This window comes from Cupriavidus sp. 86D6 (assembly GCF_057815095.1).
In genome coordinates this window covers 1-16,855 of sequence record NZ_JBYPSB010000009.1, presented here as the reverse complement: position 1 = coordinate 16,855, position 16,855 = coordinate 1, and the positions used below count along the sequence as shown (strand labels likewise).

The following is a 16,855-nucleotide window of genomic DNA, read 5'->3' as shown; positions in this document are numbered from 1 at the left end:
TTCGAGACTTAAAAGTCACGTTTCGTCACGGCAACGTTTGCAACAAAATGTCTCACCTGTCGGCTCGAAGGCGCCTCGCGCGCGGGCTACGAGGCTGATGTCAAGCATAGGTCATCCATCGGACGGCGCCACGATGGTGCCGCGAGGGTGAAAAAGGAGCTCACCCGATGCCGGGCCGGCGACTGAGCGGGTTGCCGCACGACCGCCGGCTGTGCATTCCGATGCACTGCGCTTACAATCGCCAACGTTATCCATCCGCTGTTTCAGCCAAAAGGAATCGTCATGCACGTTCGGCGCCTAACCCGTCCGGCCCTGGCCGCCAGCCTGGGCTGCGCCCTGCTCCTGGGCACCGCGCAACCCGCGTTCGCCTATTTCCAGACGTATCTGTCCGGCAGCATCATTGGCACGCTGACCAAGAAGGAAGCGGCCTCGCTGCAGCAGTCCGTTGGAAAGGCGCTCAATAGCACCGAGGACAACCAGGTGGTGGAATGGCACTACCCGGCCGAGAACCGCCGCCAGGCCGTCGATGGCACGATCAGCCCGATCGCCACCAAGACCGACCAGGGCCAGAAGTGCCGCCGGCTCAAATCCGACCTCAAGCGTGGCAGCGCCACCGAGGCCTGGTCGGGATGGTTCTGCCAGCAGTCGAACGGCACCTGGAAAGCGCGGCACGTCGAAGACTGAAGCCGCGACAAACCGCCGCTGTCCGCCCGCGCTCGGGCATCACTGCCTGAGCGGCCTGCTCAGTGGCAGAGGCGCGTCATCAGGTCGCCGGCCAGCGTGCCGGATACCGCTTGCTGCGGCATGCCTGCCTGAGGCCCGCGGATCGTATACAGCGAGTCGCCTCGGGCATAGCGTTTGGCATATAGCGTCTGCTCGATCACGGCATACATGGATGTGGCGCAGTTGAGCACCATGCGCTTGAGCGACGAGCGGATGTTGTCGCCGCTGGCGGTCTTGATCACGCCCGGCGGCGCGTTGTGCACCAGCGCGACGCCCACCTCCGATCCGCGCCGGCGAATCGACGTCTGGTCCAGATAGGAAATCACGCCATTGGCGCCCATCAGTGGCAGCCAGCGTTGCGGGTCGGGCGCGCCCGGATCGGGAGACACCACCTGCGTGCATCCTTCACGCGGCGCGCCACGGAAGATGTTGCCGCCATTGGGCCCCTGACACTGGTACAGGCCGCTGGCCGCGGCCGCCCGCGCAGACGGATTGGCGAGTGACGGCGCGCCGTTGGACTCGGCCTGCGCCGCCATGCTGAAACACGCGCCGGCGAGCAGGGCCGTGCGTGCGAACATGCGGAAAAACATCGGGAGGTACCCTCGTAAGGACGGGAAGAAGCCCACGATTTTCGCACAGCACGCGCCCCGGAAGACACCCCGCCGCGCAGGAAAGCGCATGAAACCGCGCCAAACCGCCATGGGCATACGGCGGTTTCACGCGATATTCGCGCCTGGCTTGCGCTGGATCAGTCCCGCCGTCCTTCAGCGTTGCCGCGTCAGCCCTGCTGCTCGCGCCACGCCACCAGGTCGGCGATGGTCAGCACCGGCAGCTGGTACTTGTGTGCGAAGGCCAGCGCCTCAGGACGGCGCGCCATCGTCCCATCGGGATTCATCAGCTCGCACAGCACCGCCGCGGGCGACAGGCCGGCCATGCGCGCCAGTTCCACCGAGCCTTCGGTATGGCCCCGGCGCTTGAGCACGCCGCCGTCCACGGCCACCAGCGGAAACACGTGCCCCGGGCTGACCACCGCATCGGTGCCGGCATCGTCGGCAATGGCGGCGCGGATCGTCGTGATGCGATCGGCCGCGCTGACGCCGGTGGTCACGCCTTCGCGCGCCTCGATCGACACCGTAAACGCAGTGCCGTACTGGCTGCGGTTGTTCTCGACCATCGGACGCAGACCCAGCTTGCGCACCTTGGCGGCGGTCAGGCACAGGCAGACGATGCCGCTGCATTCGCGGATCATCATCGCCATGTTGGCGTTGGTCAGGCGCTCGGCGGCCAGGATCAGATCGGCCTCGTTCTCGCGGTCGTCATCGTCGAGCAGCACGACGGGACGCCCCTCGCGCATGGCGTCCAGCGCCTGTGCGATGCGCTCGGCAAGCGGACGCGGGTCGGCTTCAGCCATGGCAATATCGCCAGATGGCAGGTCGGAAAGAGGGTCTTGATTGAGAGCCAGCATGGGTGAAACGCTCCGTGCAATGAAGTTCATGGGCGTTTCAGGGGAACGATCAGCGAACGTCCGCACAACGCTCCGCCCGCGCGGACGGACAGCGCCGTTCGCGCGTGGGCGTGCCATGCGGATTCCGCCCATCTTCTTTCATCCGGACTATGACCGTCGGCCCTGGCTTCTCACCAGGTCTGCTGACCCCGCACGGGAATGCGGGCGCTCGCGGGCTCGTGGCGCCGCTGTCTTTCGACAGTGGCCACATACCGCCGGTGGGGACTTGCACCCCGCCCTGAAGACGTAACGATGCCGCCGCAGCCTGCAAGCCACGACGGCCGGGCGATGTTAGCACGACTGTGCTTTTCTGGCTGAACTGCGATGTCGAAGGATCTCGGCGGCGATCCTGCCGGCTACGGACGGCCTGGCGCCGCCGCCAACGCTTCGAACAGGTCACGGGTCGCATCGTCGGCCGGATAGAAGCACTCGATTCTCAGCTCCTGCAGCGTAACGTCCTGCGGATTGCCCAGCGTGGTGAGCGTGGAAAACAGCGACGCGCGGAAGCGTCCCGCATGCACCACGACCGGCAGCACGGGCGGCAGCGGCCCGTCTGCCGGGTCGTCCTCCACCAGCAGCACGCCGCCCGGCCCCACCAGATCCGGATGCCATTCGGCAATGCGACGAAAGATCTCACGCGCGGTCTGGTCATGCGCCTGCACCTGCAGCTCCTGCCAGACGCGGCGCAGCAGGTAGCGGCCCACCTGGCGCGCGTTTTCCAGCACCGGCCACAGCCCGTTCGGGTCGAACACCGCCAGCATCAGGTTGACGCGTCCGCCGTCACCGTCCAGCGTGGCCGGCTGGCGGCTGCCCAGCAGCTGTTCGAGCATGCGCCGGTACGCCTGGTTGGCATCGACCAGATGCCAGAAGCGGTCCAGCACCACGGCCGGATACGGTTCCTGCTTGGCAAGGATCAGCGAGATGGCGTGCCGCACCATCTGCATCGCGGGCGCGCCCAGCGCGTTTTCGCTGTAGGCCGGCGCATAGCCGCTGGCCAATAGCAGCCGGTTGCGCTGGCGCAGCGGCACGCCGAGCCGGTCTGCCAGCGCCAGCACCATCTCGCGGCTGGGCCGGGCGCGGCCCGATTCGAGAAAACTGATATGGCGCTGGGATACCCCGGCCGCCAGCGACAGCGCCAGCTGGCTGTAGCCGCGCTTGCTGCGCCAGTAGCGCAGGAGTCCGGGAAAGTCGATGGCGGCTTCGGAGCCAGGCGTGAGCGTTTCCATGTGCCGCATTACAGCACATGGCCGGACGTTGCACGACTACCTGCCAGGTAATCGCCGCCATTCATCCGCCCTCACGCCATTCAGACATCGATCGAACCTCTTTCAGATTCGTCGCATTTCGATTCCGCCCCGTCCCGCCTAGCATGACCACTTTCCCTTTGCCTCCCGCTACCCCGATGCGGGCCGACCATGATCCGTTCCCTTGCCAACAAGTCCACGGCCGCGCTGTTCTGTGGCCATGCCGTACACACCCTGCCGCTCGCCATCCAGGCCGGCGCCATGCGCAAGCTGGCCATGCTGGATGCCGCCGTGTGCCCGCCTGACCTGGCCGCCGCGCCGGCCAACGAACTGGAGCCGATGCGCGGCCGCCGCCGCGGCCTGTGGCGCGTCCGTATCGAGGGGGATTGGCACCTCTGCTTCCGCTTCCTGAACGGCGAAGCCTGGGATGTCGAGGTGGCGCAGTGCCCGGCCGACGAGGAGGACGCATGAGCCTCAAGCGAGACGACCTGTCGCGCAGCGACTTCAGCAGCTACGTTACCGGCGACCCCGTGCCGCCTACCCCGCCCGGCGATATCCTGTTGCATGAGTTCATGGTGCCCAACGCGTTGTCGGCGGGCGCGCTGGCCGTGGCGCTGCGCGTGCCGGTGACCAGGATCGAGGGCATTCTCTGGCGCGAACGCGCCATTTCGCCTGAAACCGCGTTGCGGCTGGCCCGCTTTTTCGGTACGTCGGCCGAGTTCTGGGTGCGGCTGGAAGCGAACCATGCGCTACGCATGGCCCAGGCCTATGCCGGAGCGGCGATCGAACGGGACGTCCAGCCGATCACGGCATGATTCCTGCACACCCATTCGGGTGACGTCCGCGTCACTGCAGCGATGCGGCGTCACATGCGGATGGTATGCTCTGACTTTTCAATTCCCGCGCGCACAGGGCGCGCATCCTGATGGAAATAGCCATACTGCTGGCGCTGATATTGCTGAACGGCCTGTTCGCCATGTCCGAAATCGCGCTGGTGACAGCCCGCAAGGCCCGTTTGCAGCGCCAGATCGAAGCGGGCGACCGCGGTGCCATCGAGGCGGTCAAACTGGGCGAGGACCCGACCCGCTTCCTGTCCACGGTGCAGATCGGCATCACGTCGATCGGCGTGCTCAACGGCGTGGTCGGCGAATCGACACTGGCCGCCCCGCTCGCCATATGGCTGCAAGGCTTCGGTATCTCGTCCACCACGGCGGGCTACATGGCCACCGCCATCGTCGTCGCGGGCCTGACCTATTTCTCCATCGTGCTGGGCGAACTGGTGCCGAAGCGCCTGGGCCAGATGGCACCCGAAACAATCGCCCGCCTGGCCGCGCGCCCGATTTCGATCCTGGCCGTGGCGTCCACGCCGTTCGTCAAGCTGCTGTCCGGCTCCACGCAACTGGTGCTGCGCATGCTGGGCGTGAAGTCCGATCGCGGCCCGGCCGTGACCGAGGAAGAGATCCACGCGCTGCTGGTGGAGGGCTCCGAAGCGGGCGTGATCGAACGCCACGAGCACACGATGGTGCGTAACGTATTCCGGCTGGACGACCGCCAGCTGGCCTCGCTGATGGTGCCCCGGGGCGACGTGGTCTACCTCGACGTGGAGTCCTCCGAGGACGAAAACCTGCGCCGCATCGAGGAATCGGATCATTCGCGCTTTCCCGTGGTGCGCGGCGGCATGCATGACATCCTTGGCGTGGTAAGCGCGCGCCAGCTGCTGGCCCGACGCCTGCGCGGGGAAAAGGCCGACCTGACCGCCGTGCTGCAGGCCGCCGTGTTCGTGCCGGAAAGCGTGACCGGCATGGAACTGCTGGAGAACTTCCGGTCTTCGGGCGGCCAGATCGCGTTCGTGATCGACGAGTACGGCGAGGTTTTGGGCCTGGTCACGCTGCAGGACCTGATCGAGGCCATCACGGGCGAGTTCAAGACGGAAACGGCTGGCGAGGAATGGGCCATCCAGCGCGACGATGGCTCATGGCTGCTGGACGGCCTGATCCCGATCCCGGAACTCAAGGACCGCACGGGCCTGCGCGCCGTCCCTGAGGAAGACAAGGAGCGCTATCACACGCTGTCGGGCATGCTGCTGCTGTTGCTGGGCCGCTTGCCGCAAACGGCAGATACGGTCCAGTGGCACGACTGGAAGTTCGAGATCATCGACATGGACGGCAAACGCATCGACAAGGTGCTGGCCTCCAGGGTACCGCCGGAAGACGGCCCGGAGTCCGAGACCACCGGCTGAGACCGGCCGACAAAATGAAACAACAACGGGCGCACCATGCGCCCGTTGTTGTTTGCCCTTTTTCTTTGCCGTTTTTCCTCGGCGGGACGGCCATCACGGCCGACTTCGGGCTCCATTGCGCGGCCGCCCTTTATCGCCAATCCCCCTCGATGGTCAAGATAACAAAGGTAGCGACAATTGAGATCGTTGTTTGAAATCAAAACGTGTGCGCCGCACGCGCCACGCCAACATCGGCGTTCGCCGAAATTCTTCGTCACTGCCGTATGATCTCAGCTATGCGGCCCAACAACTAAGTAGTACCACTTAGATGACGGGCCGCGTCATCATAAAAATAATGAAAACGAGCGCGCTTGTCGGATGTGGAACGCGCGCCTTCACGCATGAACGGGAATGCAGTCCGATGTATCGCGGGCGGCCAATGCACAAATGAACTCGCTGCCAGCACGGGTAATAGATGGATCCTGACACCAAAGACACGCCGACGCCCGGCGTCGGTGCTAGCGGGTCACCTGCCGACCCACCCTCCAAGGCCATCCAGCCGGTGTCCTTTCTGGCCGCGCTGGAGGAACACCGCACGCACTTCGGCCCGGCCCACCTGCTGGCCGTGATGGTGATCCGGCTCGACCGCTTCGCCCACGCCTGTGAAAGCATCGGGCCGCAGCGCGCGCACGACCTCCGCGCCCAGGTGAAGTCCCGCGTCACCTCGGTGACCAGCATGCCGGTGGCCATGCAATGGCTGGGGCCGGCCGATCTTGGCGTGGCCTGCGTGTTGCCCGACAGCGCCGAAAGCGCCCATTCGCTGAGCGAGGCAGTGGCCTGCCAACTTGGCCGGCCCTTCCAGGTGGGCGGCTTCGAAGCGTATCTATCGTGCAGCATCGGCAGTGCCGTGGACGAGCCCGACACCGGCACCGAACGGCTGTTGCAGCAGGCCTTCGACGCCATGCTGCAGGTCAACCGTCGGGGTGGCGCCGGCATCGGCACGGCCAGCCGCCCCGCCACGCCGCGCATGGCGACGCTGCTGGCGGCATTGCCCAGCGCCATCGAACGTGGCGAACTGAGCCTGCAACTGCAGCCGCGTGCGTCGCTGGCCACCGCCGCGATCACCGCCTATACGGTGCGTCTGCGTTGGCAGCACCCGGTTCTGGGTCGCGTGGCGCCGCAAGACTTCCTGCCGGCCGCCGAAGCCCTGGGCCTGATGAATGTGATTGGCGGCTGGACGCTCCAGCAGCTGCTGCAGCTGTTGCGCGATACGGCAACGCTCGGGCCCTTGCAGTTCACGCTGCTGGCCACCAGCTCCCAGCTTCAGGCCGATGACACGATCTGCATGCTGCGTCGGGCCATCGACGCCCATCACGTCAGGCCTGGACAGATCTGCGTCGAGGTGCCGGTCGATATCGTGCCCCCCGCCGAGGCAACCGACAAGGCGCAGCGCCTGCGCGATGGCGGCGTGGTTATCGCGCTGGCGGACTTTACCGACTCGGCGGCCAGCCTGCGGGCGCTTTCACTGGTGCAGCCCGATATCGTGACGCTCGACGCGCGCCATCTCGGCCATGCCAGCCAGAAGCCCGACATGGCGGCAAGCCTGCGCCGTGCCTGCGAGTGGGCCAAGGCGCGCGGGGTGGCGGTCTGTGCCAAGGGCGTGGAAACCCAGGCGCAGCTCGATGTGATCCGCAGCTGGGGTTGCGACACCATGCAGGGCTTTTTGCTGGCGCAACCGTTTCCGGCACCGTGGCTCATGCAGACGCACGCCGCCGTCACCGAACGTGCCCGCCTGCTGCTCAAGCCCTGAGCCGCGAAGCCCCAGGTGCCGGTGTCGGTCTTTGTCTGTCAGACATCTTCGTAGCGCCAAATAGGCACACATCCTGCATCGGCGGGGATCGGGGCGACGATACACTGTGCCCACTTCTCACTATCCCCCGAAAGGAGCCTCTGATGAAAAAAGGATGGATCTGGTGCGTGCTGGTTGCCACGCTGCTCGCAGGCTGCAACACGATGTCCGGTCTGGGGCAGGATGTCCAGAAGGGTGGACAGAAGCTTGAGAATTCGGCCGAGAAATCGAAGTAATCTCCAATTTTCGTCATCGCCACCACCCCGCGATGCATGCAAGGGCGCCAGTGGCGCCCTTGTTGCTTTGCAGGGATCTCGCCCGCCATCGCGCCGGCTTTGTAATTCTTACCGCCAGCGCTGTCTCATCGCCTTGACTCAGGGCTTGCGTAGTTGCGCGGCCTCTTCGGCCAGCTTGCGAATGCGCGCCCAGTCCTTCGCTGCCACGGCGTCCTTCGGCACCACCCACGAACCACCCACGCACACCACGTTGGGCAGCGCCAGGTAGGTCGATGCCTTGGCCAGGTCGATGCCACCCGTCGGACAGAACTTCAGTTGCGACAACGGGCCATGCAGCGATTTCAGCATCGGCACGCCACCGGCAGCCTCCGCCGGGAAGAACTTCAGGAACGAAAACCCGCACTCCAGCGCAAACATCGCCTCGCTGGCCGTGGCCACGCCCGGCAGCAGCGCGATGCCGGCGCCCTGCGCGCCATCGGCCAGCTTCTGCGTAAGCCCCGGCGACACGGCGAACTGCGCGCCGACGTCACGCACCGCGCGCAATTGATCGATAGTGAGCACCGTGCCGGCACCCACCACAGCCTGCGGCAACGCCTTGGCCACCGCCTCCATGGCCTGCAGCGCCACCGGCGTGCGCAGCGTGATTTCCAGCATCGGCAGGCCGCCCTCGACCAGGGCTTCGCTGATGCGCAGCGCGTCGTCCACCGAGTGGTATTCGAGCACCGGAATCACCGGCACGTTGGTCAGGCGTTCGATCAGCGGAGAAGGTTGGATTTGCATGACAGTATTCATAATATTCATTGTCCTGAGCCGTCAGACCCGGTATGCCCGGGCCGGTTCAGGCGATGACGGAAACGCCCCGCTCCAGGCGGGCCAGCACCGTTTCGGCCGTGGGGATCGGCGCCACCGCGCCGTAGCCGGTGGTCGACAACGCCGCCGCCACGTTGGCATAGCGCGCGGCCTCGAATGGATCGGCGCCCGCGGCCAGTCGCGCCACGAAGCTGCCACCGAAGCAGTCGCCCGCGCCCGTGGCATCGAGCGGCCGGACCGGATACGGCGCCACCAGCGTGCGCGACTCGGGCGTGGCCACGTAGCTGCCCTCCTCGCCCAGCTTCAGCGCCACCACCTTTACACCGCAGGCGAGCAGGTGGTCGACGATCGCGTCGCGGTCATCCAGGCCCGTCAGCACGGTGATGTCGTCCCAGCTCGGCAGGCAGATATCGGTCATCGAGAACGCCTCGCGCATGATGCCGCGCGCCCGCGCCAGCGACCACAGGCGCAGCCGCAGGTTGGTGTCCAGCGACACCTGCACGCCCGCCTTGCGCGCATGCTCCATCGCCGCCAGGCCGGCGTCGCAGGCCGACGTGCTGATGGCCAGGCTGATACCCGACAGATGCAGATAGCGCGCCTGCGCAATGGCCGCCAACGGCAGCTGTTCATGGTGATACCGGCTGGCCGCCGACCCTTCGCGCAGGTAGTCGAAGCGATGGCCGTGATTGTCGTGGGAAACGAAATAGACCCCGGTGGGGGCCGCGGCATTGATGCTGACGTGCCGCGTGTCCACCCGCTCGTGCGTCCACAACGCCAGCAGCCGCTCGCCAAAGCTGTCGGCACCCACGGCGCTGATGTAGCCGGTGCTCGCGCCCTGGCGCGCGGCGGCAATCGCAAAGTTGGAGGTGTCGCCGCCAAAACCCTGCAGGTAGCGGGTCGGATCATCGGGCTGCTGGTTGAACTCGACCAGCGGTTCGCCGTAGGCAAGGATGTCGATACTCATGAACGCGTGCCTCTCTTTCAGAAGAACGTCTGCACGATGTCGATAACGCGCAACTGGCCATCCAGCACGGGGATGTGGCGCCACTTGTCGAACGTCAGGCAGGGATGCGAGATATCAAAGGCAATCATATCGCCGACACGAATGTCGTCGCCAGCGGCGATTTCCAGGTAGGCATGCTGGTCCATCATGCCGGTCACCTTCCATTCGGCCGGCGCCGCCACGGGCGCGGCGGCGCCGGGGCGATAGATCTGCGCCGGAATCGGCATGCCGGCGTCGAACGCGGCGTCGCGCTTGCCCATGCCGATGATCGCGCGCCGGGGCTCGGGAATCGACTGCACATAGGCCCACAGCTGCAGCGCCGGCAACAGGCCCTCGCGCATCTTTTGCGCCACCGGGTTGCTGGCCAGGATACGTTCCTGTGCCGCCCGGTAGACGCCCACGTCGTGGGTCAGGTAGCAACCGGGACGCAGCACGATGTCGATCGGCGCGCCAATATCGGTCCGGGCGAATTCTTCAGCCACCACGTCGTACCATGCCGAGCCCGCGCCCGACATCACCACGGGACTGCGGCCGAAGCGGCCGGCGGCGGCCAGTTCGCGCGTGACGGCCACGGTGCGCTGCAGGAACCGCCGGATATCGGCCTCCTGCTGCAGCACACCCTCATAGACCTCGACGCCGGCCAGCGACAGCGCGTCAGGCCAGCGCGACAGTGCCTGCAACACCTCGGCCTGCTGCGCGGCGTCGCGTACGCCGGTGCGGCCGCCTTCCACGCCCAGTTCCAGCAGCACCTGCAGCGTCTGCCCCCGGGCCTGGAAGTACGCGCCAAGCTGGTCGACCAGGGCCGCCGAATCCACCAGCGTGAAGAATTCGAAGCCAGGATCGCGTAGCAGATCGGCCACGATTTCCATATTGCGGAGACCGACCAGCTGGTTGGCCATCAGCACGCGCTTCACGCCGTGCGCGGCGGCGGCCGCGGTCTGTTGCGCCGTGGCGAGCGTGATGCCCCACGCGCCCTCGGCAAGCTGCCGCGCAAACAGCTTCGGCGCCATCGTCGTCTTGCCATGCGGCGCCAACTGCACACCATAGGCACCCATGAACTTCCTCATCCACTGAAGGTTGTGAACGAGCTTGTCTTCGTAGAGCACGGCGGCCGGCAGGCTCAGTTCCTCGCGCAGCAGATGCCAGCCCGGCTGACCCGCTTCGGCCGGTGTCAGCGGTGCGTCCAGACGGCCCAGTGCCTTGTTCAGCGGATCGATCATGCCGGTCTGGTACTTTATTTCACGCATGGCTGGCATCACCTTGTAAAAATTCAATTGACGTAATCATAGCCTTGAAACTACGATATTTCATCCTTGTTATAAAGTAACATGCTGTGTCGGCCCAGCGGCCTGCCAGCCCTCGCCATCCGCCATGACCGCACCGTTCGACATCCTGACCCGCATTGCCGAGCGTGGCCCGTCACTGCGGCTGGCCGAGCAAAAGGTGGCGCAAGTGCTTCTGGAGGACCTTGCCGGCGCGGCGGCCACCAGCATCAACGAACTGGCGCGCAAGGCCGCCGTCAGTGAAGCCAGCGTGACGCGCTTTGCCAAGGCTATCGGCTGCCGCGACGTGCGCGACCTGAAGCTGCGCCTGGCCCAGGCCACGGCGGTTGGCACACGGTTTTTGCAGCCCGCCCCGGCGCTGGCCGACGACGCCTCGCCGGCCACCATGGCCGAGCGCATCCACACCGACGTGCTGACGACGCTGGAAGTCAATCGCAAGCTGATCGACCCCGAACGGATTGCCGAAGCCGCGCGGCTGTTGCTTGGTGCACGCATGGTCTACGCTTTCGGCATGGGTGGCGGCTCCACGTTCATGGCCGACGAGGCGCGCTATCGGCTGGCGCGGCTGGGCCAGCCCGTGGCGACGTATCAAGACGCGCTGCTGCAGAAGATGGTGGCGGCCACGTTGTCGCGGGACGACGTAGTACTGGCGTTTTCCGCCAGCGGCAACGTGCCCGAGATGCTCGCCAGTTGCGATATCGCGCGCGAGTACGGTGCCCGGCTGATCGCCGTGACGGCGCTGGGGTCGCCGCTGGCGGCGCGCGCCGACGTGCTGCTGCCCGTGCGGACGCTGGAGACCGACTTCATCTTCAAGCCATCGGCGTCGCGCTACGCGATGCTGATGGTGGTGGACGTGCTGGCAACCCAGTGCGCGATGCTGCAGCAAGACCAGAGCAAGGAAAAGCTGCGCCGCCTGAAATACGTGCTCGACGCCCATCGCGGCGTCAGCCATGACAGCGACGGCCCGGACAGCCGCCAGCCGCTGGGAGACTGACCATGCCACACCTGTTCGATACCCTGATTCGCTGCGTCATGCTGCTGGACGGCTCGGGCAGCGCGGCGCGCATGGCCGACATCGGCATCCGCGACGGGCGCATCGCCCGCATCGATGAAGCCGGCACCATCGATCCCGACACCGCCTCGCGTGTCGTGGAAGGCCACGGCCTGGCCCTGGCGCCGGGCTTCATCGACGTGCATACGCACGACGACACCAATGTCGTGCGCGATCCGGCGATGACGCCGAAGATCTCGCAGGGCGTGACCACGGTCATCGTCGGCAACTGCGGCATCAGCGCGGCGCCGGTGACGCTGGCCGGCGACCCGCCCGACCCGATGAACCTGCTGGGCCGCGCCGACGCGTTCCGCTATCCCGATTTCAAGACCTACGTCGATGCCGTCAACGCGGCGCGGCCATCGGTCAACGTGGCCGCCCTGGTGGGCCACACGGCGCTGCGCAGCAACCATATGGACCGCTTCGACCGCGCCGCCACGGCCGACGAGATCGCGGCCATGCGCGCGCAACTCGAAGACGCCCTGGCACACGGCGCGCTGGGTCTGTCCACCGGCCTGGCCTATGCCAACGCATTCAGTGCCCCAACGGACGAAGTCCTGTCGCTGGCCGAACCGCTGGCCGATGCCGGCGCGCTATACGCCACGCACCTGCGCAGCGAATTCGCCGAAATCCTCGATGCCATGGACGAGGCGTACCGCATCGGCCGCCATGCGCGCGTGCCGGTGGTGATCTCGCACCTGAAATGCGCAGGGGTGCCGAACTGGGGCCGCAGCGGCGAGGTGCTGCAGTCGCTGGAAGCCGCGCAGCGTTGGCAGCCGGTGGGCTGCGACTGCTATCCGTACACGGCCAGTTCCTCCACGCTGGACCTCAAGCAGGTGACCAGCGATTTCGACATCCAGGTGACGTGGTCCGAGCCGCACCCCGACATGGGTGGCCGCCTGCTGGCCGATATCGCCACCGAATGGCAGGTGGACATGATGGAGGCCGCGCGCCGTCTGCAGCCGGCCGGCGCCGTCTACCACTGCATGGAAGACGCCGATGTGGACCGCATCCTCAGCCATCCGGCCACGGTGGTCGGTTCCGACGGCCTGCCCAACGATCCGCTGCCCCATCCGCGCCTGTGGGGCGCGTTCCCGCGCGTGCTGGGCCATTACGCGCGCGACCGCGAACTGTTTCCGCTGGCCGTGGCCGTCAACAAGATGACCGGCCTGTCCGCCGAACGCTTCGGCCTGCAGGATCGCGGCTTCGTGCGCGAAGGCTACTGGGCCGACCTGGTGCTGTTCTATGCGGCGACCATCCGCGACGCCGCCAGCTTCACCGACCCGATGCAGCCGGCCGAAGGCATTGCGGCGGTCTGGGTCAACGGCGAGCTGACCTGGCAGCACCGTGCGGCCACCGGCGTGCGCGCCGGCCGCTTCCTGCCGCGCCACACGCGGCCGCAGCCCTGAATCCCCGAACAACCGCATCAACCGCATCAACCGCATCAATCCCATACCAGGCACAACAGGAGTTCCCATGGATATCAAACGATTCGGCGTCGAAGGCGGCACGGGCCAGGGCGGCTCGCACATGCCCTTCGCGCGCGCGGTGCAGGCCGACGGCTGGCTGTACGTGTCCGGCCAGGTGCCGATGGTCGATGGCGAGGTGGTCGAAGGCAATATCGTCACGCAGACCCACCAGGCCATCAAGAACGTGCTGGCCATCCTGGCCGAGGCCGGCTACGGCCCCGAGCACGTGGTGCGCTGCGGCGTCTGGCTGGACGATGCGCGCGACTTCCCGTCGTTCAACAAGATCTTCAAGGAATACTTCGGCGCCAATCCGCCCGCGCGCGCCTGCGTGCAGTCGAGCATGGTGGTGGACTGCAAGGTCGAAGTGGACTGCATCGCCTACAAGAAACCCGCGGCCTAAAGCCGCACCCCCCGCCTGCCGGCATCGGTGAGCCAACCGATGGCCGGCCGGCTTCATCAACCCGCCGCCAGATACCGGACACCCCGGACACGCGCGGCATTTTCATAGCGGAAGCGGACCGTCCGGCCGGGCGGCAACCGCCACAAGGAGACGAGACATGGGTGCCGTTACCGGAACCACGCTCTTGATTTACGCGCTGATCGCCGTGATCGCGCTGGTGATTCTGATCGCCAAGTTCAAACTGAACCCGTTCATCACGCTGGTGGTGGTATCGGTGGCCCTGGGCTTTGCCGTGGGCATGCCGATGGGTGACATCGTCAAGTCGTTCGAAGCCGGCGTGGGCGGCACGCTCGGCCATATCGCGCTGGTGATCGGGCTTGGCACCATGCTGGGCAAGATGATGGCCGAATCGGGCGGCGCCGAGCGCATCGCCCTGACGCTCATCAACTTCTTCGGCGAGAAGAACGTGCACTGGGCCATGGTGGTCATCGCCTTCATCGTCGGCCTGCCGGTGTTCTTCGAAGTAGGCTTCGTGCTGCTGATTCCGATCGCGTTCAACGTGGCCAAGCGCACGAACACGTCGATGATCCTGGTCGGCATTCCGATGGTCTGCGGCCTGTCCGTGGTGCATGGCCTGATCCCGCCGCACCCGGCCGCGCTGCTGGCCGTGCAGGCCTACGGCGCCGACATGGGCCACACCATCCTGTACGCGCTGATCGTCGGTGTGCCCACCGCCATCATCGCCGGCCCGCTGTTCGCCAAGCTGATCGACAAGCACGTGAAGCTGCCCGAAGTGAACCCGCTGGCCGAGCAACTGACCGAGGAAGCGGCCACGGCCAAGGGCAACCTGCCCGGCTTCGGCATCACGGTGCTGACCATCCTGCTGCCGGTGTTCCTGATGCTGATCGGCAGCTGGGCCGACTTGATCGCCACGCCGAAGACGTTTGCCAACGACGTCCTGAAGCTGATCGGCAACTCGGTGATGGCCCTGCTGATCGCCACGCTGTTCAGCTTCTATACGTTCGGCAAGGCGCGCGGCTTCACGCGTGAAATGATCCTGAAGTTCACCAACGAGTGCGTGGCCCCCACGGCCATCATCACGCTGGTGGTGGGCGCCGGCGGCGGCTTTGGCCGCGTGCTGCGCGATTCGGGCATCTCGACGGCCATCGTCGACGTGGCCACGCACGCCAATGTGTCGGTGCTGGTGCTGGGCTGGCTCGTCGCCGTGATGATCCGTATCGCCACGGGCTCCGCCACGGTGGCCATGACCACGGCAGCCGGCATCGTGGCCCCGATCGCGGCCAGCGTGCCGGGCACCCGCCCCGAACTGCTGGTGCTGACCACGGGCGCCGGCTCGCTGATCCTGTCGCACGTGAACGACGGCGGCTTCTGGCTGGTCAAGGAATACTTCAACATGACCGTGGCCCAGACCTTCAAGACCTGGTCGGTGGCCGAAACGATCATCTCGGTGGTGGCCCTGCTGTTCACGCTGGCGCTGGCAACGGTGGTGTAAGGTGGTTGCCGGCCATCGAACAGGTGTGGCTTTCACCACGCCTGTCGTGGCCGGCTGACCGTACCACCCGAGACAGTCAGACTGCGAAAGTTTCAACCCTACTCGTCGTACGAAATCAGCTTCCACGACACGTTCCAGTACACAGCCCGCTCCCCCAGCAGGTCGTCCAGCCATGACAGCCGGCGAGGCTTGGGCATCTCGAATTCCGGCAGGACGTCACCCTTGCGGAAATGCCGAGTTGCCCCGGCAAATACAGTTGCAGCCTCCGGCACGCACCAGATACCGCTTTCCGGACAAGGCTGACCGGTTTTGGCGCGGGTCCCCAACGGCAGTTTCGGTGGCGGCGGCAGCGGCAAACCAGTGGCCGGGTCGAGATTCCTTGCCTGGCTCAGACGATTGACCAGTTCCTCGGACGGCTTCTCGGGCGGCACTGCAGCGTCATGCTCCCGTACCCACTGGAATGTGCCGTCCCACGGCGGCAGCTTGGCCGGCGGCAACGGGACGATCTGGTCGATGTCGGGGACTTTGGGGTTGAGGTGTTCGTAACGATCAAGAAAATTCCCGATCTGCTCGTACCGGAGAGAACGCTCGGAGTCTGCTGGAAGAGAGAGATTGTTCAATCCATCAGAAGAAGGCTGTACGCTAAACCCACGTTCCAGCATTAGCGCCGAGAGTGAGTTGCCCGCGCTGACGCCATTCTGGAAAATGTCGACCGCATCCGCATAGCGATGCATTCTCCTCAGACGCAAACCCAGCTTTGCCGCCGCTTTACCGTGACCTTGTGCTACTGCACATGTAAGCATTTGAAAAGCCACATCCGGTGCCATATTACGAGGGGCGAGCAGCCGGGCAACGTAGTATTGTGCGTCCGGACTTCCAAAATCTGCAGCTTTTCTAAAGAACTTCAACGACATCTCGGCATCTTGTTTCAGGCCATAACCGATTTGCAAATAATGGCCAATGTCGTAATAGCCGCCTGGCACTCCTTCGTCTATCAAACGTCCAGCTAGCTCGATGACTTCCTTCGATCGGCCTGGCGACGATGCCTGCCCATAAACCAAAAGGTTCTGTAGATTCCGGTTGGCCTTGTAGTGTCCGTGAGCGGCAGCAATGCGGTAATACCGTGCCATCTCATCGTAATCCTTTGGGCCTTCCAGCTTCTGCAGATGGCGGGCATAAAGAAAGAGCGCGTCAGCATTGGCGTCCAGTGCAGGCAACATCGTTTCCTCTTGCGAACAGGTGAACGACAGATTGACGCGAACGGACTCCAAGTTTGGCAATGACGACATGGCGGGATCCCTGCTGGAACATGCGGACAAGAAAATAAAAGGCAAAATGGCGTGTAAGACTTTCATCGATCAATCCAAGTTTGTGCGCTTTGGCGAATCTCGAAAGAATGCAATGAGCGAGGCGTACGGACTTGCTTCACCGTCTTCCTGCCGTAACGTATTTTCTTCGAGGATGTGCGCCCAATCCTTAAACGCCTTCCCCACATCCTCCTGCGCCCCCATCCCCTTCGTATGAATCTCCCATAACCGTCTGCGTAATGGCG

General features: G+C 65.4%; 18 protein-coding genes and 1 riboswitch. Of the genes, 10 read left to right on the top strand and 8 right to left on the bottom strand.

Annotation, left to right across the window (positions count from 1 at the left end; all coding sequences use genetic code 11):
- Positions 1 to 282: 282 nt before the first annotated feature.
- Complete coding sequence (locus AC3G88_RS19610; RefSeq protein WP_153947981.1) at positions 283 to 684, top strand: RT0821/Lpp0805 family surface protein; 402 nt, start codon at positions 283 to 285, stop codon at positions 682 to 684.
- 59 nt (positions 685 to 743) lie between these two features.
- Here the strand turns inward: AC3G88_RS19610 and AC3G88_RS19605 are convergent, their stop codons facing one another.
- From AC3G88_RS19605 to AC3G88_RS19595, 3 genes are all read right to left on the bottom strand, one after another.
- Positions 744 to 1,313 (bottom strand): surface-adhesin E family protein, encoded by a 570-nt coding sequence (locus AC3G88_RS19605; RefSeq protein ID WP_488773315.1) that lies wholly within the window; start codon positions 1,311 to 1,313, stop codon positions 744 to 746.
- 188 nt (positions 1,314 to 1,501) lie between these two features.
- Positions 1,502 to 2,188: a 3,4-dihydroxy-2-butanone-4-phosphate synthase gene (gene ribB / locus AC3G88_RS19600; RefSeq protein WP_488773316.1), complete on the bottom strand. Its 687-nt coding sequence runs from the start codon at positions 2,186 to 2,188 to the stop codon at positions 1,502 to 1,504.
- Between the two features lie 126 nt (positions 2,189 to 2,314).
- A riboswitch (FMN riboswitch) is annotated at positions 2,315 to 2,477 on the bottom strand.
- Positions 2,478 to 2,583: 106 nt separating this feature from the next.
- On the bottom strand, positions 2,584 to 3,453 hold the full coding sequence (locus tag AC3G88_RS19595) for a helix-turn-helix domain-containing protein (protein ID WP_488773317.1): 870 nt from the start codon (positions 3,451 to 3,453) through the stop codon (positions 2,584 to 2,586).
- Positions 3,454 to 3,642: 189 nt separating this feature from the next.
- Between AC3G88_RS19595 and AC3G88_RS19590 the strand changes: the two genes are divergently transcribed.
- From AC3G88_RS19590 to AC3G88_RS19570, 5 genes are all read left to right on the top strand, one after another.
- Positions 3,643 to 3,942 carry a type II toxin-antitoxin system RelE/ParE family toxin gene (locus AC3G88_RS19590; protein ID WP_488773318.1) on the top strand — a complete coding sequence of 100 codons (300 nt, stop codon included), beginning with the start codon at positions 3,643 to 3,645 and terminating at the stop codon, positions 3,940 to 3,942.
- Positions 3,939 to 4,286 (top strand): HigA family addiction module antitoxin, encoded by a 348-nt coding sequence (locus AC3G88_RS19585; protein WP_488773319.1) that lies wholly within the window; start codon positions 3,939 to 3,941, stop codon positions 4,284 to 4,286. Before AC3G88_RS19590 ends, AC3G88_RS19585 begins: the two co-directional genes overlap by 4 nt.
- A gap of 110 nt (positions 4,287 to 4,396) precedes the next feature.
- The gene (locus AC3G88_RS19580) at positions 4,397 to 5,710 is read left to right on the top strand and encodes a hemolysin family protein (protein ID WP_488773320.1); all 1,314 of its coding nucleotides are present in this window, start codon (positions 4,397 to 4,399) and stop codon (positions 5,708 to 5,710) included.
- A 454-nt stretch (positions 5,711 to 6,164) separates the two neighbouring features.
- Positions 6,165 to 7,499: a GGDEF domain-containing phosphodiesterase gene (locus AC3G88_RS19575; RefSeq protein ID WP_488773321.1), complete on the top strand. Its 1,335-nt coding sequence runs from the start codon at positions 6,165 to 6,167 to the stop codon at positions 7,497 to 7,499.
- A gap of 143 nt (positions 7,500 to 7,642) precedes the next feature.
- Complete coding sequence (locus tag AC3G88_RS19570) at positions 7,643 to 7,774, top strand: entericidin A/B family lipoprotein (protein WP_066740471.1); 132 nt, start codon at positions 7,643 to 7,645, stop codon at positions 7,772 to 7,774.
- A gap of 138 nt (positions 7,775 to 7,912) precedes the next feature.
- On the opposite strand, the gene AC3G88_RS19565 is transcribed toward AC3G88_RS19570, so the two are convergent.
- The 3 genes from AC3G88_RS19565 to AC3G88_RS19555 are packed head-to-tail and all read right to left on the bottom strand — an operon-like array spanning position 7,913 to position 10,834.
- Positions 7,913 to 8,554: a bifunctional 4-hydroxy-2-oxoglutarate aldolase/2-dehydro-3-deoxy-phosphogluconate aldolase gene (locus tag AC3G88_RS19565; protein WP_488773322.1), complete on the bottom strand. Its 642-nt coding sequence runs from the start codon at positions 8,552 to 8,554 to the stop codon at positions 7,913 to 7,915.
- A gap of 58 nt (positions 8,555 to 8,612) precedes the next feature.
- The gene (locus AC3G88_RS19560) at positions 8,613 to 9,548 is read right to left on the bottom strand and encodes a sugar kinase (protein WP_488773323.1); all 936 of its coding nucleotides are present in this window, start codon (positions 9,546 to 9,548) and stop codon (positions 8,613 to 8,615) included.
- Between the two features lie 17 nt (positions 9,549 to 9,565).
- A complete protein-coding gene (locus tag AC3G88_RS19555; protein ID WP_488773324.1) occupies positions 9,566 to 10,834 on the bottom strand; it encodes an amino acid deaminase in 1,269 nt (422 codons plus the stop codon).
- A gap of 124 nt (positions 10,835 to 10,958) precedes the next feature.
- On the opposite strand from AC3G88_RS19555, the gene AC3G88_RS19550 reads away from it, so the two are divergent.
- The 4 genes from AC3G88_RS19550 to AC3G88_RS19535 all read left to right on the top strand — a co-directional run bounded on the left by AC3G88_RS19550 (position 10,959) and on the right by AC3G88_RS19535 (position 15,303).
- Positions 10,959 to 11,864 carry a MurR/RpiR family transcriptional regulator gene (locus tag AC3G88_RS19550; protein ID WP_488893791.1) on the top strand — a complete coding sequence of 302 codons (906 nt, stop codon included), beginning with the start codon at positions 10,959 to 10,961 and terminating at the stop codon, positions 11,862 to 11,864.
- 2 nt (positions 11,865 to 11,866) lie between these two features.
- Positions 11,867 to 13,330, top strand: a complete 1,464-nt coding sequence (locus AC3G88_RS19545) for an N-acyl-D-amino-acid deacylase family protein (RefSeq protein ID WP_488773326.1) — start codon at positions 11,867 to 11,869, stop codon at positions 13,328 to 13,330.
- Positions 13,331 to 13,397: 67 nt separating this feature from the next.
- On the top strand, positions 13,398 to 13,790 hold the full coding sequence (locus AC3G88_RS19540; RefSeq protein WP_153947994.1) for a RidA family protein: 393 nt from the start codon (positions 13,398 to 13,400) through the stop codon (positions 13,788 to 13,790).
- Positions 13,791 to 13,947: 157 nt separating this feature from the next.
- Positions 13,948 to 15,303, top strand: coding sequence for a GntP family permease (locus AC3G88_RS19535; protein ID WP_488773327.1), 1,356 nt, complete (start codon positions 13,948 to 13,950; stop codon positions 15,301 to 15,303).
- A 98-nt stretch (positions 15,304 to 15,401) separates the two neighbouring features.
- On the opposite strand, the gene AC3G88_RS19530 is transcribed toward AC3G88_RS19535, so the two are convergent.
- Together AC3G88_RS19530 and AC3G88_RS19525 are read right to left on the bottom strand one after the other, a co-directional pair.
- Complete coding sequence (locus tag AC3G88_RS19530) at positions 15,402 to 16,658, bottom strand: SEL1-like repeat protein (RefSeq protein ID WP_488893790.1); 1,257 nt, start codon at positions 16,656 to 16,658, stop codon at positions 15,402 to 15,404.
- Positions 16,659 to 16,661: 3 nt separating this feature from the next.
- Positions 16,662 to 16,855: hypothetical protein (locus tag AC3G88_RS19525; RefSeq protein WP_488893789.1), on the bottom strand; the 194-nt coding region annotated here is incomplete at its 5' end.

Bases quoted from the DNA above. Each gene is read 5' to 3' on its own strand.
- AC3G88_RS19610 (WP_153947981.1), top strand. From the start codon at position 283: ATGCACGTTCGGCGCCTAACCCGTCCGGCCCTGGCCGCCAGCCTGGGC.
- AC3G88_RS19605 (WP_488773315.1), bottom strand. From the start codon at position 1,313: ATGTTTTTCCGCATGTTCGCACGCACGGCCCTGCTCGCCGGCGCGTGT.
- ribB (WP_488773316.1), bottom strand. From the start codon at position 2,188: ATGCTGGCTCTCAATCAAGACCCTCTTTCCGACCTGCCATCTGGCGAT.
- AC3G88_RS19595 (WP_488773317.1), bottom strand. From the start codon at position 3,453: ATGGAAACGCTCACGCCTGGCTCCGAAGCCGCCATCGACTTTCCCGGA.
- AC3G88_RS19590 (WP_488773318.1), top strand. From the start codon at position 3,643: ATGATCCGTTCCCTTGCCAACAAGTCCACGGCCGCGCTGTTCTGTGGC.
- AC3G88_RS19585 (WP_488773319.1), top strand. From the start codon at position 3,939: ATGAGCCTCAAGCGAGACGACCTGTCGCGCAGCGACTTCAGCAGCTAC.
- AC3G88_RS19580 (WP_488773320.1), top strand. From the start codon at position 4,397: ATGGAAATAGCCATACTGCTGGCGCTGATATTGCTGAACGGCCTGTTC.
- AC3G88_RS19575 (WP_488773321.1), top strand. From the start codon at position 6,165: ATGGATCCTGACACCAAAGACACGCCGACGCCCGGCGTCGGTGCTAGC.
- AC3G88_RS19570 (WP_066740471.1), top strand. From the start codon at position 7,643: ATGAAAAAAGGATGGATCTGGTGCGTGCTGGTTGCCACGCTGCTCGCA.
- AC3G88_RS19565 (WP_488773322.1), bottom strand. From the start codon at position 8,554: ATGCAAATCCAACCTTCTCCGCTGATCGAACGCCTGACCAACGTGCCG.
- AC3G88_RS19560 (WP_488773323.1), bottom strand. From the start codon at position 9,548: ATGAGTATCGACATCCTTGCCTACGGCGAACCGCTGGTCGAGTTCAAC.
- AC3G88_RS19555 (WP_488773324.1), bottom strand. From the start codon at position 10,834: ATGCGTGAAATAAAGTACCAGACCGGCATGATCGATCCGCTGAACAAG.
- AC3G88_RS19550 (WP_488893791.1), top strand. From the start codon at position 10,959: ATGACCGCACCGTTCGACATCCTGACCCGCATTGCCGAGCGTGGCCCG.
- AC3G88_RS19545 (WP_488773326.1), top strand. From the start codon at position 11,867: ATGCCACACCTGTTCGATACCCTGATTCGCTGCGTCATGCTGCTGGAC.
- AC3G88_RS19540 (WP_153947994.1), top strand. From the start codon at position 13,398: ATGGATATCAAACGATTCGGCGTCGAAGGCGGCACGGGCCAGGGCGGC.
- AC3G88_RS19535 (WP_488773327.1), top strand. From the start codon at position 13,948: ATGGGTGCCGTTACCGGAACCACGCTCTTGATTTACGCGCTGATCGCC.
- AC3G88_RS19530 (WP_488893790.1), bottom strand. From the start codon at position 16,658: ATGAAAGTCTTACACGCCATTTTGCCTTTTATTTTCTTGTCCGCATGT.